The sequence below is a fragment of the Symbiobacterium ostreiconchae genome (assembly GCF_055396975.1).
In genome coordinates this window covers 391349-408269 of record NZ_AP042454.1, presented here as the reverse complement: position 1 = coordinate 408269, position 16921 = coordinate 391349, and the positions used below count along the sequence as shown (strand labels likewise).

Below are 16921 nucleotides of genomic sequence, written 5' to 3'. Positions count from 1 at the left end.
CAGGATGGGAGAGCGCATCGGCCAGGCAAGCCGCAAGACCCGGGAGACCGAGATCGCCGTCACCTGGCGGCTCGACGGCGCCGGCCAGGCGGACATCGATACGGGCGTGCCCTTCTTCGACCACATGCTGGACCAGATCGCCCGCCACGGCCTCATGGATCTGACGGTCCGGGCCGTGGGCGACCTGCACATCGACGCGCACCACACGGTGGAGGACACCGGCATCGTCCTCGGTCAGGCGCTGCGCCAGGCCCTGGGCGACGGCCGCTCCATCCGCCGCTACGGCTCGGCCTTCGTCCCCTTCGACGAGACGCTGGCCTTTGCCGCCGTCGACGTCAGCGGCCGGCCCTACCTGGTCTTCGACGCCCTGCTGCCGGCGCAGAAGGTCGGCGACTTCGACACCGAGCTGGTCCCCGAGTTCTTCCGCGCCCTGGCGATGAACGCCGGCATCACCCTTCACCTGAAGGTGCACTACGGACAGAACACCCACCACATGATCGAAGGGCTCTTCAAGGCCTTCGCCCGGGCCCTGGGGGAGGCCGTGTCCCGGGATCCCAGGGTCCAGGGAATCCCCTCCACCAAGGGAGCCCTGCTGTGATGGCCCGGATCGTCATCGTCGACTACGGCATGGGCAACCTCCGCAGCGTCCGGAACGCCCTGCGGGCAGTGGGGTTGGAGGCCGGGGTGAGCGAGGACCCGGCGGTCGTGGCCGGGGCGGACGCCCTGGTGCTGCCCGGGGTGGGCGCCTTCGGCGCCGGCATGCGGAACCTGACCCGCCGCGGGCTCGACCGGGCGGTGCGGGCGGCGGCGGCCGCCGGGCGGCCCGTCCTGGGCATCTGCCTGGGCATGCAGCTCCTGTTCACGGCGGGCGAGGAGGGCGGCCTCCGGCCGGGGCTGGGCCTGTTCGAAGGACGGGTCAACCGCCTGCCCGGCGGGCAGCCGCTGCCCCACATCGGCTGGAACCTGGTGGAGCCGCGGCGGGACCACCCGGTCTTCGCCGGCCTGCCACCCGCCTTCTGGGCGTACTTCGACCACAGTTACGCCGTCGAGGGGGAGCCGCCGTCCGCAGCGCTGGCCACGACGGCGTACGGCCGCACCTACCCCGCGGTGGTGGGCCGCGAGAACCTGCTGGGCATCCAGTTCCACCCCGAGAAGTCTTCCCGGGTGGGGCTCCGGATCCTGGCCAACTGGGGGAGAACGGTATGCGATTCGAGCTCTTTCCGGCCATCGACCTGAAGGCCGGGCAGGTGGTGCGGCTCCGGCAGGGGCGGATGGACGAGGCGACGGTCTACGGGTCGGACCCGGCGGAGGTGGCGGCCCGCTGGGCGGCGGCCGGCGCCCGCTGGATCCACGTGGTGGACCTGGACGGGGCGGTCCGCGGCCGGCCGCAGAACGCCGACGCCTTACGGGCCATCGTGGCGGCCGTTCCCGGCGTGAAGATCCAGCTCGGCGGGGGCCTGCGCAGCCTGGAGGCGGTGGAGGCGGCGCTGGCGCTCGGCGCCGCCCGGGCGGTCATCGGCACCTCGGCGCTGGAGGGCGACCTGCCGGCCCGGGCCGTCGCGCGCTACGGCCCCGACCGGATCGCGGTCTCGATTGACGCCCGCGGCGGCCTCGTCGCCGTACGGGGCTGGGTGGAGGTGACGGAGGTTCGGGCCGCGGACCTGGCCGCCCGGGTCCGGGAGGCGGGCGTGCGGACGGCGATCTACACCGACATCGCCACCGACGGCATGCTCACCGGCCCCAACTTCGCCGAACTGGAAGCGATGGGCCGGACCGGGCTCGACGTCGTCGCCAGCGGCGGGATCGCGTCGCTGGAGGATATCCGGCGGCTCCGGGAGATCCCCGGCGTGGTCGGGGCGATCCTGGGCAGGGCGCTCTACACCGGGGCGGTGGACCTGGCGGCGGCCCTGCCGATCTGCGGCTAGATCTGCGCACAGAAGGAGGAGACGACATCATGCCCCTCGCGAAGCGCATCATCCCCTGCCTGGACATCAAGGACGGGCGGGTGGTCAAGAACGTCCAGTTTCACCTGAACACCTGGGACGCCGGCGACCCGGTGGCCCTGGCGGCCGAGTACGACCGGCAGGGGGCGGATGAGATCGTCTTCCTCGACATCCACGCGTCCTGGGAGGGGCGGGCGGCCACCCTGGACCTCCTGAGCCGGGCCGCAGAGCAGGTCTTCATCCCGCTCACCATCGGCGGGGGCGTGAGCAGCGTCGATCATGTGAAGGCGTACCTGCGGGCGGGCGCGGACAAGGTGTCCGTGAACACAGCGGCCGTCCAGCGGCCGGACCTCATCAACGAGATCGCCGACCTGTTCGGGTCGTCCACGCTGGTGATCGCCATCGACTGCAAGCGGAAGCCCGAGGGCGGCTGGGAAGTCTACCTGCACGGCGGCCGCACGCCGACGGGGCTGGACGCGATCGCCTGGGCGCAGGAAGCCCAGCGGCGCGGCGCGGGCGAGCTGCTGGTGACCTCCATCGACGCCGACGGCACGCGCGCGGGGTACGACATCGAGCTGCACCAGGCCCTGGCGGACGCGGTGACCATCCCGGTCATCGCCTCCGGCGGGGCAGGGAGCCCGGAGGACATCCTCGAAGTTCTGACCGTGGGCCGGGCGGACGCCGCCCTGGCCGCCTCGATCTTCCACACCGGGGAGCACACGGTGGAAGGGGTGAAGACCTTCCTCCGGGAGAGAGGGGTGCAGGTACGGTCATGACGGAGACGCTGACGCTGAAATGGGGCCCCGACGGGCTGATTCCGGCCATCGTGCAGGACGTGCGGACCGGCCAGGTGCTGATGCAGGCGTACATGAACGCCGATTCGCTCCGGCGCACCCTCGAAACCGGGGTGGCCTGGTACTGGTCCCGCAGCCGGCAGGAGCTCTGGCAGAAGGGCGCGACCTCGGGCCACGTGCAGCGGGTGCGGGAGATCCGCACCGACTGCGACGGCGATTCGCTCCTGCTCCTGGTGGAGCAGGAGGGGGTGGCCTGCCACGAGGGCACCTACTCCTGCTTCACCCGCCGTGTCGACGGCTCGCCCAAGGCCCTGATCGACACCGCGTTCTGGCCCGTCCAGCCGGATGATACGGTGCCCTACGACATCGGTTCGATCCTGCGGGAGCTGACCGCCGTCCTGCTGGAGCGGCGGGCGCACCCGGACCCGGAGAGCTACACCAGCAGGCTGTTCCGCAGGGGGCCCGACGCCTACTGCAAGAAGATCGGCGAGGAGGCCACCGAGGTGGTGCTGGCCGTGAAGAACCGGGACCGGGAGAACCTGGCATTCGAGGTGGCCGACCTCTGGTTTCACACCCTGGTCGCCCTGGTGGACCAGGGGCTGGGCCCGGCGGATGTGGCCGATCAGCTGGCCAGCCGGCGGGGGAAACGGCGGGAGCAGCAGAAGGAGGACTAGCCATGTCCGGCGTGCGCACAGCGGTCCGGCGAATGAAGCCCTACGTGCCGGGCAAGCCGGTGGAGGACGTGCAGCGGGAGCTGGGGCTTCACGATCTCGTCAAGCTCAACCAGAACGAGAACCCCCTGGGCCCGTCGCCGCGGGCGGTGGCGGCGGCGCAGGCCGCCCTGGCGCAGGTTCACACCTATCCGGAGGGGACAGCCCGCCGGCTCCGGGAGCGGCTGGCGCGGGTGTGGAACCTGCCTCCGGAATGGTTCCTGATCGGCAACGGCTCCGACGAGGTCTTCCGGCTGCTGGCCGAGGTCTACCTGGAGCCGGGCGACCGCGTGGTGGTGCCTGCGCCCTCGTTCGCTGCGTACCGGTTCGTGGCGGAGCTGATGGGCGCTGAGGTGGTCGAGGTGCCCCTGGCCGGCTGGTCCATGGACCTGCCGGCGATGGCCGCCGCGTCGGCGGAAACCGGCGCCAGGCTGCTCTTCCTCTGCCGGCCCAACAACCCCACCGGCGCGGTGTTCGCCGAGGCCGACCTGCGGGCGGCGATGGCGCAGGTGCCGCCGTCGACCCTGGTGGTGGTCGACGAGGCGTACCGGGAGTTCGACGAGACCCCCTTCGACAGCCGTGCGCTGCTCCTGGACCACCCGAACATCGTCGTCACCCGGACGTTCAGCAAGATCTACGGCATGGCCGGGTTCCGGCTGGGGTACGGCATCATGCGGCCGGAGGTCCTGGCGCCCATGTGGACGGCCCGAGATCCCTTCAGCGTCAACGGCCCCGCAGTGGCGGCCGGCCTCGCGGCGCTGGAGGACGTCGAGCACGTGGAGCGGACCCGGGCCCTCACCCGGGAGGGGAAGGCGTACCTGTACGCCGCTTTCGCCCGGCTGGGGCTCGACTATGTGCCCAGCGAGGCCAACTTCATCCTGTTTGACGGGGGCCGGCCCGCGGCCGAGCTCTTCGACCAGCTCCTCCGCCGGGGGGTGCTCGTGCGCCCCTGCGCCTCCTTCGGCCTGCCCCGCCATCTGCGGGTGACGGTGGGGACGCCGGAGGAGAACCGCCGGTTCGTGGAGGCGCTGGAGGAGGTGCTGGGCGAAGGGTGACAGCAGGGGGATCATCGGCGGGGCGCCGGAGGGCGCTCCCGCCTTTTTCGGTGTGCCCGGCATGGGCGCTGACTTGGCGGTGAAAGTCCGCTACGGGCGAGGCAGCACCAGCCCGTTAGCCAAAGGCAAGGGTGTCCGTCGTGAGGCGGAATCTGAAGGAAGCCCGAGGCAAAGCCACGACCCGAGGAACACGAACCCCATAGGAGGCTGTGCCGCTCGGGTGAGCTGGCCGAACACAGCAAAACCCGAAGCTGCCAAAGGGCGGTGCGGTAGATGGGGCGGGTGCGGGGTGAAGGTCAGCGTTCTTACCCGGGGAGATCTGCCGGGAACGCCAGCAACGCTGGTAACCTGCGTCGGGAGACGCAGCTGAACCGGCAGAAGTCAGCAGGGGCCATAGTACCGGCAGGGGGACGCCCCAACCGGGAAGGGCCGAACGTCAGGAAAGGGGTGAACCCGTTGCGTTCGAGCAGCCCGCGACAAACGCAGAAGACCCCGAACGGGACCTGCTCGCCGGAGGTAGCGGTGAAGCCGCAAGGGACGGCGAGAGGGCGGAGTGGGCATCCGGCACAAGACGGAACGTCACCCCGCGGGGAGCACAGCAACCTGATGGAGCAGGTGGTGGCCAGGGAGAACATGCTGGCCGCCCTGAAACGGGTGGAGCGGAACGGAGGCGCTCCCGGCGTGGACGGTGTCCCCACCGGACGGCTGCGGGACCAGATCCGCGCGGAGTGGGAGCGCATCCGTGAGGAACTGCTCCGGGGGACCTACAGACCGCAGCCAGTCCGCCGGATCGAAATCCCGAAACCGGGCGGCGGCAAGCGGATGTTGGGTATTCCCACCGTGATGGACCGCCTGATCCAGCAGGCACTCCTGCAAGTACTGACGCCAATCTTTGACCCGACATTCTCCGAATCCAGCTACGGCTTCCGGCCGGGGCGGCGGGGTCATGACGCGGTCAGGAAGGCACGTCAGTACGTGGAGGAAGGGTACGACTGGGTCGTGGACATGGACCTGGAGAAGTTCTTCGACCGGGTCAACCACGACGTGTTGATGGCCCGCGTGGCACGGCGGGTAACGGACAAGCGAGTGCTGCGGCTGATCCGGCGGTACTTACAGGCTGGGGTCATGCTGAACGGGGTGGTTGTGGCGACGGAGGAAGGGACGCCGCAGGGCGGTCCGCTGAGCCCGCTGCTGGCGAACATCCTGCTGAATGACCTCGACAAGGAGCTGGAGCGCCGCGGGCACCACTTCGTCCGGTACGCCGATGACTGCAACATCTACGTCCGCAGCAAACGGGCGGGAGAACGGGTCTACAGGAACGTGCGCCACTTCCTGCAGGAGCGGTTACGGCTGAAGGTCAACGAGGAGAAGAGCGCAGTAGACCGGCCGTGGAAGCGGCAGTTCCTCGGATTCAGCTTTTACAAGAACCGGGGAGTGCGCATCCGGCTGGCGCCGAAAAGCCTGAAGCGAGTGAAGGACAAGCTTCGCACACTGACGGACCGCAACCGCAGCCAGAGCATGGAAGAACGAATCCGGCGCCTGAACGCTTATTTGCGGGGCTGGATCGGGTATTACGCGCTCTCGGACGCGAAGTCAGTCTTCGAGACGCTCGAAGGATGGCTGAAGCGACGGCTGCGAGCATGCGTATGGAAGCAGTGGAAGCGTGTACGCACGCGCTTTCGGGAGTTGCGCGCCCTCGGTTTGCCCGAATGGGTAGTCTACCAACTCGCCAACAGCCGCAAAGGCCCGTGGCGAATGGCAGGTGGCCCATTAAACAACGCCCTGGGCAACGCCTACTGGCGTGCCCAGGGGTTGCTCAGCCTGACCGAATGCTACGAAGCGACTCGTCAATCCTGGCGAACCGCCGGATGCGGACCCGCATGTCCGGTGGTGTGAGAGGACGGGGGCTAGCCGCCCCCTCCTACTCGATCGCAAGACCTGCGCGAAACTTCTGGTCCCGCGCATTCGTCCAACGTGTGAGTTGGCAGAACAATGCGCCGGGAGTGATGCCCCATGCGCACCCGACAGACCGTGTTCTCTCTGTCCGTTGTCCTCGCACTCATCTTCACGGTCCTTGCGGCGCTCCGCCCCGCTCCGGCCCCCTCCCCGGCGCGCCTGCCGGCCCAGGCGGCGGCCGAGGTCACCCTGGAGCCGGCGGCCTTCGACCCGGCCGGCCTGGATCCCTCCGGCGAGCTGGTCCTCACGAGCCTGAGGCCGCTCACGCTGCGTGCGGTCGAGACCGCCCTGGCGGTGGAGCCGGCCGTGAGCCTGCGCATCCAGCAGGCCGACAGCGAGGGGACCCGTTTCACCATCGCACCGGCGGCGGCACTCGAGCCCAACCGGATTTACCGCTTCCGGCTCGCCCGGGAGGCCGGGCTGGACCGGGACTACCAGTGGTCCTTCCAGACCAGCGCCGAGTTCCGTCTGCTGGGCACGCTGCCCGCGCACCAGTCGACGGGCGTTCCCGTGGAGACGGGCATCGAGTTCACCTTCAGCCATGACGACTACGAGGACCCGTCTGCGTACTTCAGCATCAGCCCCCCGGTGAACGGACGGTGGGAACGGCATAAGCAGACGGCCGTCTTCGTTCCCCAGGATCCGCTGCAGCCCGGGACCATCTACACCGTCACCCTGAAGGAAGGGCTGGGCCGGATCCGGGGCGAGGAGAAGCTGGGCGAGTACACCTTCGCCTTTGAAACCGCACCCGCGGGCTCCGTCAACCCGGTCTTGTCGTTCCACCTGGCCGACGAGGCGGTGGAGTTCCCGACCGACACGGCCCCGTACTTCCGCATGTGGGACGCCGGCGGCGCCCGGGAGTACGCGATTTCGGTCTACCGGTACCCCGATGCCGCCGCCTACGTCGCGGCGCTGCAGGAGATCCTAGGGCTGCCCGCCTGGAGCAGCGCGGCCCGCGACCGCTACCACGAGTCCACCGAGGGCCTGGAGGTGGTCGCGACCCTCTCCGCCAAGCCCATGGAGCTGGAGTATGACCGTTACCTGGTCCTCCCGGAGCCCCTGCCGGCCGGGTACTACCTCGCCGAAGTGCAGCGGGACGGACAGGTCCGGCAGATCCGTTTCCAGGTGACCGACCTGTCCTATTACCTGGCGGAGAGCACCACCGGGGTCCTCGCCTGGCTGAACGACCTGGAGACGGGACGGCCGGCGGCAGGGGCCACGCTCCACCGGCCCGACGGTTCGCCTGCGGCCACGGCCGGCCAGGATGGGGTGGCGCTGCTGGGTCCATCTGCCGGCCCGGGCGGAGAAGAAACCGCCGTCTCCGGCGGGGACGGCGAGCCCCCGCACAGCTTCTGGATTGCCCGGAGCGGGACCAAGGAGGCCGTTCTGCACACCGGGCGCAGCTATGGGTACTGGGGCGCCCAGGAGTCCCGGTCCGAGTTGTACTGGCGTTACCTTTACCTGGACCGCGCCATCTACAAGCCGACGGACACGGTCCACATCTGGGGCATCCTCCATCCCCGCGAGCCCGATGCCCAACCCGTGGACCGGGTCCGGGTGGAGCTCACCCGGGGGTGGTACTGGGGACCCGACAGCAAGCGGGTGGTCCTGGCCAGCGCCGACCTGCCGGTGGAGCGCTCCAGCTTCATCGGCGGCCTGACGCTGCCGAACCTCACGCCGGGCTCCTATCAGATGGGGCTCTGGGTGGGCGATGAGCTGTTCGCCAGCCGCTGGTTCGAGGTGGCCACCTATGCCAAGCCGGTCTACGAGATCACCGTGACGCCGGACCGGGAGGCGCTCTTCGCCGGCGAGACGGTGAACTTCCGGGTGCGGGCCACCTTCTTCGAGGGGACGCCCGTGCCCGACATGCAGTTGACCTACCGGATCGGCGGCGACGCTGGGAGCGTGACCACGGACGCCAACGGCGAGGCGGTGATCTCCTACACCCCGCCCAAGGAGCCGCAGAGCTGGGGATGGGAAAGCTGGCTGACCCTCTACGTCACCGGAGGCGAGCCGGAGACCGGCGAGGTGACCGCGGAGCAGACCATCCGGCTCTTCCACCGGGATGTGATGGCCCGGGCCGAGACGGTGGTGGACGGCGACCAGGCCACGGTGACCGTCCAGATCAACCGGGTGGTGCTGGACCAGCTCCTGGCCGGCACGGGGACCGACGTCACCGGCCCCGCGGTGGCGGGACAGCCGGTGAGGTTCACGCTCTTTGAGCGGAGCTGGATCCGCATCGAGGAGGGGGAGTACTACGACTTCATCGAGAAGGTCGTGCGCAAGCGGTACCGGTACGAGCAGGGGACCCGCAAGATCCTCGACGAGAGCACAGAGACCGACGGGGACGGGCGGGCGGTCTTCCGGTTCACCCTTGACCCGGAGAAGCAGTACGAGGTCCAGTACGGGGTGCAGGACTCCCGCGGCCTGTGGCTTGTGCGCAGCGCGTGGGTTTCGGGCCAGTGGTACGGCTACGGCCCGGACTGGGGCTGGCCGCAGCTGGTCCCCGAGGAGGAGCGGTACCGGGTCGCCGTCGGGGAGCCGGTGGCGTACGTGTTCCGGAAAGGGGAGCGGCGGCTGGATGACCGGCCCGACGGCTTCCTGTTCTTCACCGCCCGCCGGGGCATCCGAGAGTACGCCGTGCAGGACTCGGCCGCCTTCACCGCCGCGCTGCAGGTCGAAGACCTTCCCAACACGACGCTCTACGGCGTCGCCTTCGACGGCCGCCGCTACCTCTCGGCCGGACGCTCCATCGCCGTCGACCCGGAGGAGATGCGGCTGGACGTGACCGTCACCCCCGACCGGGAGGCGTACCGCCCGGGCGATGCGGTGCAGGTGCAGGTGGCGGTCAGGGACCGCAGCGGGCGGCCGGCCGCCGGGGCGGTGGTCAACCTGAACCTGGTGGATGAGGCGCTGTTCGCGGTGCGGGAGCAGTATGTGGACATCCTCGGCGACCTCTACGGAAGCTGGGTCAGCTCCGGTGTCCTGCGGAGCCGCAGTTCCCACGAGCCGCCGCCCCTGAGCGGGGGCGCGGAGAAGGGCGGCGAGGGCGGCGGCGTCCGGCGTGATTTCAAGGACGCCGTCCTCTTCACCCGCGTCATCACCGACAGCGCCGGCCAGGCCAGCGTGCGCTTCCGCGTGCCCGACAACCTGACCAGCTGGCGGCTGACCTACCAGGCGGTCCTGCCCGACACGATGGAGGCGGAGAGCGGCGCCGTCCGGATCCCGGTCAGGCTGCCCTTCTTCGCCGACCTGGTGATGGGCGAGACGTTCCTGGTCGGCGAGCGGCCCGTGTTCCAGGTGCGCGCCTACGGAGAGGCCCTGGAGCCGGACGCCCGGGTGCGCTTCCGGGTTGAGGTGGAGGGGCCGTCGGATTACCGGCACCGGCTGGAGCTGAGCGGCCGCCCCTTCGACGCCGTTTCGGTGCCGCTGCCGCCGCTGGCGGCTGAGGGGACATACACCGTAAGGGTGACGGCCACGGCCGGCGAACTCTGGGATGCGCTGGAGCGCACGCTTGTGGTGCGGGACACCCATCTGGTGCAGCACCGGGTCGACTTCCGGCTGCTGGAGCCCGGCGCCAGGCTGGATGGGGCCGATGACGGGCTGACTCACGTCACCTTCGTGGACTGGGAGCGGGGCCGGTACCTGGACCTGCTCCACCGCAGTCGCTGGTCCTCGGGCAGCCGTCTTGAGAAGAAGCTGGCACGGGCGCTGGCCGCGGAGCTGCTGCAGGCGCACGCCGGGTGGGAGGATCCCTGGCCCGAGCCGGAGCTGGAGACGTTCCGCTATCAGACTGCCGACGGGTCCATTGCCATCCTCCCGTACAGCGACGGCGACCTGAAGCTCTCGGCCCTGGTCGCAGATCTGGCGCCGGAGCGGTTTGACCGGGCGGCCCTGGCCCTGTACTTCCGCCGGGTGCTGGAGGACGAGGGGGAGAGCCGGGAGCGGAAAGCCATGGCGATCTACGGCCTGGCCGGCCTGGGCGAGCCGGTGCTTCTGGCCGCCCATCAGCTGCTGGCCGAGCCGGAGCTGACGCCTGTGGAGCAGCTCTACGCCATGCTGGCCGCCGCCGCACTGGGCGATCTGGAGGCGGTGCGCCCGCATTACCGGAGCTTCGTGGCGGCTTACGGCGAGGAGGTCGCCCTGGATCTGCGGATCGCTGCGGGCGAGGGCCGGGACGAGCAGCTGCAGGCGACGGCGCTCACGGCCGTTCTCGCCGCCAGGCTGGGCGAGCCGGAGGCGCTCCCTCTGCTGGGCTACTTAGCGCAGAATCCGCCCAGGGAGAGTCTGGTGAACCTGGAGCTGGTCCTGGCGGCCCGCAGCGGGCTGGAGGGCCTGAAGGGCGCACCTGTGGGCCTCACCTACCGGCTCAAGGGCGAGGTGTTCCAGAAGACCCTGCAGCCCGGAGAGCGGCTGGCCATGGCCCTGCTGCCCGATGAACTGGCCTCGCTGCAGATCACCGGCGTGCAGGGGAGCGTGGCCGCGGTGGTCACCTACACCGCGCCGGGGCGCCCCACGGTGACGATGGCCGGGGGCTCGGTGGTGCGGAGCTATTCGCCGGCGCCTGAGACCTGGAAGCCGGGCGACATCGTTACCGTCACCCTGACCTACAGCCTGCCGGCCGACGCGCCGGAAGGGGCCTACGAACTGACCGACACCCTGCCCTCCGGTCTGCGCTACCTGGAGCGGCCCTGGGCCTACGGCCAGTACGTCGACTGGTCGGTGTACAGCGGCTGGGCTCTGCACGTCGATGGACAGCGGGTGACCTTCTGGGCGGAGAAGAAAGGGAAGCCGGTTCAGTACCACGCCCGGGTGGTCTCGGCCGGGCAGTACCGGGCTGAGGAGGCCGTGCTGCAGCACCAGAACAGCGGCCTGGTCTATGGCATGAGCGCCGCGGAGGCGGTGAGCATCGGATGGTAGGGCGGCAGGCCATGCGGCGCTGGCTGGCGGCTGCGGCAGCTGCGGCCGTTGTGGCGTGGATGCTGGGGCTTGCCGAGGGTGCCCCGGAGAAGGCCGGAGGGCCGGCTGGAGCCGCCGGCGAGCCGGTGAAGATGGCGGGTGAACAGCCGGAGCCGGGGCCGGAAGCGGTCCGCCGCTTGCCCCGGAGCGAGGTCGCGCAGCCCAACGTCTTTTTCAACCCCAGGTTGTTCTACGACGGCCTGGCGGCGGCCGGCAGATCTGCGCCGAAGGTTGCCGCCGGGCCCCTGGCCGGGGGGCTGGTGCCGCACCACGACCTCGCGGCGGAGCTGCTCTCGGGCTTCTTCCTGATGCTGGAGGCCGAACCGCCGGAGGTGATCTTCCTGGTGGGCCCCAACCACGAGGCCGCCGGGCCCCGGGTCATTACCGGCCGGCGCCCCTGGCAGACCGACTTCGGTCGGGTGGAAGCGGACCAGGAGGCGGTCGACGCCCTGGTGACCGCCGGCCTGGCCACTGTCGAGGAGGAGGTGCTGGCGCGGGAACACGCGATGGGCACCCTGATGCCGTACATCAAGTACCACGCGCCGGAGGCGAGGGTCGTGCCCCTGGTGCTCCACCGCGGCCTCTCCCTGCCTGAGCTGGAGCGGCTGGCCGGCGCCCTGTCCGCGCAGCTCGGTCCCGGCCGGATCCTGGTGGCGTCCGTCGACTTCTCCCACTACCTCACCCGAGCCGAGGCCGAAGCCCGGGATGCGCAGACGCTGGCCGCGATCCGCGCGGGCGACCTGGACCGCCTTCTGGGGATGGGCCCGGACCACCTGGATTCGCCGGAAGCCGTGTCCGTTCTGCTGATGGCGATGGCCGCGTCCGGCGCCGAGGGGCCGACCGTGCTGGGCCACACCAACTCCGGGGTGATCCTGCGGGACGACCTGATCGAGACGACCAGTTACTTCACATTTGTGTTCACGCGGGAGTAGCCTGCGGGTGAGGAGAACCGATCTGCTGTTGTCGCACAGCGGCAGTTGCGGGCGGAGGATGCACCCTGCCCGGGATCGGGAGTGCCTATTTCGCCCGGAAGTCCGGGGGAGACGGGTAGATTCGGGAGAGGCTGCGGGGCAGATGCCCTTTGAGGGCGTGCACACGCATGATCCGCCGAGGCTTGCTGCTCATGCTCGGGCTGACGGCCGCGCGGGCCATCTGGGTGTATGGGGCCACAAGTCGATCGTAGACCCGACCGGTCCCTTTCCGAGGCGGATCGGGGAGATCCAGTCTTCCGGCCGACGGCTAGCCGGCAGAGAGACAGCGGCGCCGCCGCGGGCTCACCGCGCCCGGACTGAACTTGCCGTGGACGTGCAAGGAATTCCTGTTGCACAGAACCCGCGAACATGGTATAGTATCACATGCGCCGCCGCGGCAGTGGCGGCGGAACGCAGCCTCGGAGAGATACCCAAGTGGCTGAAGGGGCGGCTTTGCTAAAGCTGTAGGGGGCGCAAGCCCCGCGTGGGTTCAAATCCCACTCTCTCCGCCAATCGCCGTGCTCGCGCGAGCACGGCATTTTCCGTCTGCCGGCCGCGCCGGAACGGGGTTCATGCGGCGACTGCCGCGCAGGGCAGAAGTGGTCTCGTTGCCTGTGCAACCCGGTTGCAGAGCTGGAGCGGACGTGGTATAGTATCATCTGCACCGCCCGGAGGCGGTGCTTTGCAGGCCCGGAGAGATACCCAAGTGGTTGAAGGGGCGGCTTTGCTAAAGCTGTAGGGGGCGCAAGCCCCGCGAGGGTTCGAATCCCTCTCTCTCCGCCAGGTGCGAACACGGCGACGGCGGTCAGTGCGGCTGCATTGACCGCCGTCGCTTTGTGCGCCCGGCATGGGCGCTGACTTGGCGGTGAGAGTCCGCTGCGGGCGAGGCAGCACGAGCCCGCTAGCCAAAGGCAAGGGTGTCCGTCGCGAGGCGGAATCTGGAGGAAGCCGGAGGCAAAGCCACGACCCGAGGAACACGAACCTCATACGAGGCTGTGCCGCCTGGGTGAGCTGGCGAACCACAGCAAAACCCGAGGCTGCCAAAGGGCGGTGCAGTAGATGGGGCGGGTGCGGGGCGAAGGTCAGCGTCCTTACCCGGGGAGGTCTGCCGGGAACGCCAGCAACGCTGGTAACCCGGGCCGAGAGGCCCGGCTGAACCGGCAGAAGTCAGCAAAGCAGTCCTGTAATGATGTAGGACGGCGTTGAGAAAAGTAAAGGCCTCCTGATACGGTAGGGTGTGAAAGGTAATCACCACTCGTAACAGGAGGTCACGGAACGCAATGCAATTGAAGCAGCGAGCCAGGAAATTGGCCCTGGTCCGAGGTGAACCCACGGTGGTGGTCGGTATCGACATCGCCAAGCGGAAGCACTGGGCCTGGGTGGTCGACGGACGGACCGAGGTGCCCGTGGGCAGCCCCTTCCATTTCCAGAATAGCAGGGAAGGGTTCGACCGTCTACTGGGAAAGATCGCACGAGCGAAGGAGAAGGCTGGCGCTACCCGCGTGGTGGTGGGGATGGAACCGACCGGGCACTACTGGAAGCCGCTGGCGTGGTATCTCCAGCAGGCGGGCTTCACGGTGGTCATCGTCAACCCGGCCCATGTCAAGGCGAGCAAGGAACTGGACGATAACTCGCCCACGAAGAACGACCGTAAAGACGCCTGGCTCAACGCCCAGTTGGTCCTGCAAGGCCGGTTCTCCGTGCCGTATCTGCCAGACGGGGTCTATGCAGAACTGCGGATCCTAACCCAGGCCCGGCAGCAACACCGGAGGAAGCTGAACGCCGCCCTGAATCAGCTGCAGGCGCTCCTGGACGAGTACTTCCCGGAGTACACGGAGGTGTTGGCCGACCCGCTCGGTCAGGCGTCGCTGTATGTGCTGCAGTACCGGCCGTTTCCACAGGATGTGCTGGCGGTGCCAGTGACTCAGCTGGCGGCGGAACTCCGGGCTGCCAGCAACCGGCGGGTTGGGCTCCGGCGGGCCCAGGACCTGCAGGAAGCGGCTCGGCGGTCTATAGGGGTGCCGTACGGGCTGGACGCCGCCCGGCTCCAGCTGCGGCAGATCCTCCAAGAAGTGATCTTCTGGAAGGAACGGTTGGCGGAGACGGAGGCGGCAATGGCCGAGGCGTTGGAGAAGACGGGCCTCGCCCGGTACCTGCTGAGCGTGCCTGGGGTCGGTGTGGTGACCGCTGCTGCCTTCCTAGGCGAGGTAGGCGACCTGCGCCGGTATGCGGACTGGCGGCAACTTCGCAAGCTGGCAGGCTACAACCTGACAGAGAACACGTCGGGGCAGCGGGACCGCAGCCGGACGCCCATCAGCAAGCGCGGCCGGCCTGGACTGCGCCACGTGCTGTACCAGATGGCGATGACGGCGGCCGCCAAGAACCGGGAGTTTCGAGCGCTGTACGAGCACTTCAGGACTCGCCAGCAGAACCCGCTCAAGGGCAAGCAGGCCCTGGTGGCGCTGGCGTGCAAGCTGTTGCGGGTGCTGTTCACCCTGGTCAGGAAGCAGTGTAGCTATGATCCGGCCAGGGCCTTGGGGGCCTGGCGGGCGGAGCAGTTAGGTCTCGCCGCCTGAGAGGGCGGTGTGCCGATAGATGTGCCGCTTTGGGTGGGGGAAGCCGACTATGGCTGGAAGGGCATGACCCTGCAGCAAAGTACTAGCGCCCCACCCGCCCCCATTTAGGCAGGACGAAGGACTTTGAGGGCAAGGACCCCGGGAGACATGATAGGGTGGCCGGGGGCGGAGTACGTGGGACCCGTCCAGGCGGCAGCATACAGGGCATGTCTGAAGAGTCGCACGGGGCTCTTCTCTGCCACCCCGCGTTTGTCTCGCACCAGAAGTCAGAGTCTTTCGTCCAATGGGTGTGTCTGAGCCAAGTGGCAGGACGCGAAATGGTGCGAACCAGCGAGATTGAGAGAGTTTGAGTGCATAACATCGAGATAGGCCATAGTACCGGCAGGGGGACGCCCCGACCGGGAAGGGCCGAACGTCAGGAGAGGGGTGAGCCCGTTGCGTTCGAGCAGCCCGCGACAAACGCAGAAAATCCCGCACGGGGCCTGCTCGCCGGAGGTAGCGGTGAAGCCGCAAGGGACGGCGGGAGGGCGGAGTGGGCAGCCGGCACAAGGCGGAGCGTCACCCCGCGGGGAGCAAGGCAAGCTGATGGAGCAGGTGGTGGCCAGGGAGAACATGCTGGCCGCCCTGAAACGGGTGGAGCGGAACGGAGGCGCCCCAGGCGTGGACGGTGTCCCCACCGAACGGCTGCGGGACCAGATCCGCGCGGAGTGGGAGCGCATCCGTGAAGAACTGCTCCGGGGGACCTACAGACCGCAGCCAGTCCGCCGGATCGAAATCCCGAAACCGGGCGGCGGCAAGCGGATGTTGGGTATTCCCACCGTGATGGACCGCCTGATCCAGCAGGCACTCCTGCAAGTACTGACGCCAATCTTTGACCCGACATTCTCCGAATCCAGCTACGGCTTCCGGCCGGGGCGGCGGGGTCATGACGCGGTCAGGAAGGCACGTCAGTACGTGGAGGAAGGGTACGACTGGGTCGTGGACATGGACCTGGAGAAGTTCTTCGACCGGGTCAACCACGACGTGCTGATGGCCCGCGTGGCACGGCGGGTAACGGACAAGCGAGTGCTGCGGCTGATCCGGCGGTACTTACAGGCTGGGGTCATGCTGAACGGGGTAGTCGTGGCGACGGAGGAAGGGACGCCGCAGGGCGGTCCGCTGAGCCCGCTGCTGGCGAACATCCTGCTGGATGACCTCGACAAGGAGCTGGAGCGCCGCGGGCACCACTTCGTCCGGTACGCCGATGACTGCAACATCTACGTCCGCAGCAAACGGGCGGGAGAACGGGTCTACAGGAACGTGCGCCACTTCCTGCAGGAGCGGTTACGGCTGAAGGTCAACGAGGAGAAGAGCGCAGTAGACCGGCCGTGGAAGCGGCAGTTCCTCGGGTTTAGCTTCTACAAGCACCGGGGAGTGCGCATCCGGCTGGCCCCGAAGAGCCTGAAACGCGTGAAGGACAAGCTCCGCACGCTGACGGACCGCAACCGCAGCCAGAGCATGGAGGACCGAATCCGGCGCCTGAATGCTTACTTGCGGGGCTGGGTTGGGTACTATGCGCTCTCCGATGCCAGGTCAGCCTTTGAAAGACTCGAAGGATGGCTGAAGCGTCGGCTGCGAGCATGCGTATGGAAGCAGTGGAAGCGTGTACGCACGCGCTTTCGGGAGTTGCGCGCCCTCGGTTTGCCCGAATGGGTAGTCTACCAACTCGCCAACAGCCGCAAAGGCCCGTGGCGAATGGCAGGTGGCCCACTAAACAGCGCCCTGGGCAACGCCTACTGGCGTGCCCAGGGGCTGATAAGCCTGACCGAATGCTATGAAGCGACTCGTCAATCCTGGCGAACCGCCGGATGCGGACCCGCATGTCCGGCGGTGTGAGAGGACGGGGGTTAGCCGCCCCCTCCTACTCGATTGCGTAGTCCTTTGGCGCCGCGGCCTGTGCGCGGGGATCCGCTTTCGA

General features: G+C 68.8%; 11 protein-coding genes and 2 tRNA genes. All 13 read left to right on the top strand.

Annotated features, from left to right (window positions below; genetic code table 11):
• The first annotated feature begins 4 nt into the window (after positions 1-4).
• On the top strand, positions 5-598 hold the full coding sequence (hisB, locus tag ACZ5UM_RS01905) for an imidazoleglycerol-phosphate dehydratase HisB (RefSeq protein ID WP_464846666.1): 594 nt from the start codon (positions 5-7) through the stop codon (positions 596-598).
• Positions 598-1236, top strand: a complete 639-nt coding sequence (gene hisH / locus ACZ5UM_RS01900) for an imidazole glycerol phosphate synthase subunit HisH (protein WP_464846664.1) — start codon at positions 598-600, stop codon at positions 1234-1236. The genes hisB and hisH overlap by 1 nt, the downstream gene beginning before the upstream one ends.
• Positions 1203-1925 carry a 1-(5-phosphoribosyl)-5-[(5-phosphoribosylamino)methylideneamino]imidazole-4-carboxamide isomerase gene (gene hisA, locus ACZ5UM_RS01895; protein WP_464846663.1) on the top strand — a complete coding sequence of 241 codons (723 nt, stop codon included), beginning with the start codon at positions 1203-1205 and terminating at the stop codon, positions 1923-1925. Before hisH ends, hisA begins: the two co-directional genes overlap by 34 nt.
• A gap of 29 nt (positions 1926-1954) precedes the next feature.
• On the top strand, positions 1955-2719 hold the full coding sequence (gene hisF, locus ACZ5UM_RS01890; RefSeq protein WP_464846662.1) for an imidazole glycerol phosphate synthase subunit HisF: 765 nt from the start codon (positions 1955-1957) through the stop codon (positions 2717-2719).
• Positions 2716-3411: a bifunctional phosphoribosyl-AMP cyclohydrolase/phosphoribosyl-ATP diphosphatase HisIE gene (gene hisIE, locus ACZ5UM_RS01885; RefSeq protein ID WP_464846661.1), complete on the top strand. Its 696-nt coding sequence runs from the start codon at positions 2716-2718 to the stop codon at positions 3409-3411. The genes hisF and hisIE overlap by 4 nt, the downstream gene beginning before the upstream one ends.
• A gap of 2 nt (positions 3412-3413) precedes the next feature.
• Positions 3414-4502 (top strand): histidinol-phosphate transaminase, encoded by a 1089-nt coding sequence (hisC, locus tag ACZ5UM_RS01880; protein ID WP_464846659.1) that lies wholly within the window; start codon positions 3414-3416, stop codon positions 4500-4502.
• Between the two features lie 606 nt (positions 4503-5108).
• On the top strand, positions 5109-6398 hold the full coding sequence (gene ltrA, locus ACZ5UM_RS01875; RefSeq protein ID WP_464844121.1) for a group II intron reverse transcriptase/maturase: 1290 nt from the start codon (positions 5109-5111) through the stop codon (positions 6396-6398).
• Between the two features lie 117 nt (positions 6399-6515).
• Entirely contained in the window at positions 6516-11378 is a 4863-nt protein-coding gene (locus ACZ5UM_RS01870) for an Ig-like domain-containing protein (RefSeq protein WP_464846658.1), read from the top strand.
• 11 nt (positions 11379-11389) lie between these two features.
• Positions 11390-12349: an AmmeMemoRadiSam system protein B gene (amrB, locus tag ACZ5UM_RS01865; protein WP_464846657.1), complete on the top strand. Its 960-nt coding sequence runs from the start codon at positions 11390-11392 to the stop codon at positions 12347-12349.
• Between the two features lie 460 nt (positions 12350-12809).
• Positions 12810-12900 (top strand) — tRNA-Ser (locus ACZ5UM_RS01860).
• A gap of 180 nt (positions 12901-13080) precedes the next feature.
• Positions 13081-13171: transfer RNA gene (locus ACZ5UM_RS01855), tRNA-Ser, on the top strand.
• Between the two features lie 497 nt (positions 13172-13668).
• Positions 13669-14964, top strand: coding sequence for an IS110 family RNA-guided transposase (locus ACZ5UM_RS01850; protein ID WP_464846655.1), 1296 nt, complete (start codon positions 13669-13671; stop codon positions 14962-14964).
• Positions 14965-15549: 585 nt separating this feature from the next.
• Positions 15550-16839 carry a group II intron reverse transcriptase/maturase gene (gene ltrA / locus ACZ5UM_RS01845; RefSeq protein ID WP_464846653.1) on the top strand — a complete coding sequence of 430 codons (1290 nt, stop codon included), beginning with the start codon at positions 15550-15552 and terminating at the stop codon, positions 16837-16839.
• Positions 16840-16921: the final 82 nt, after the last annotated feature.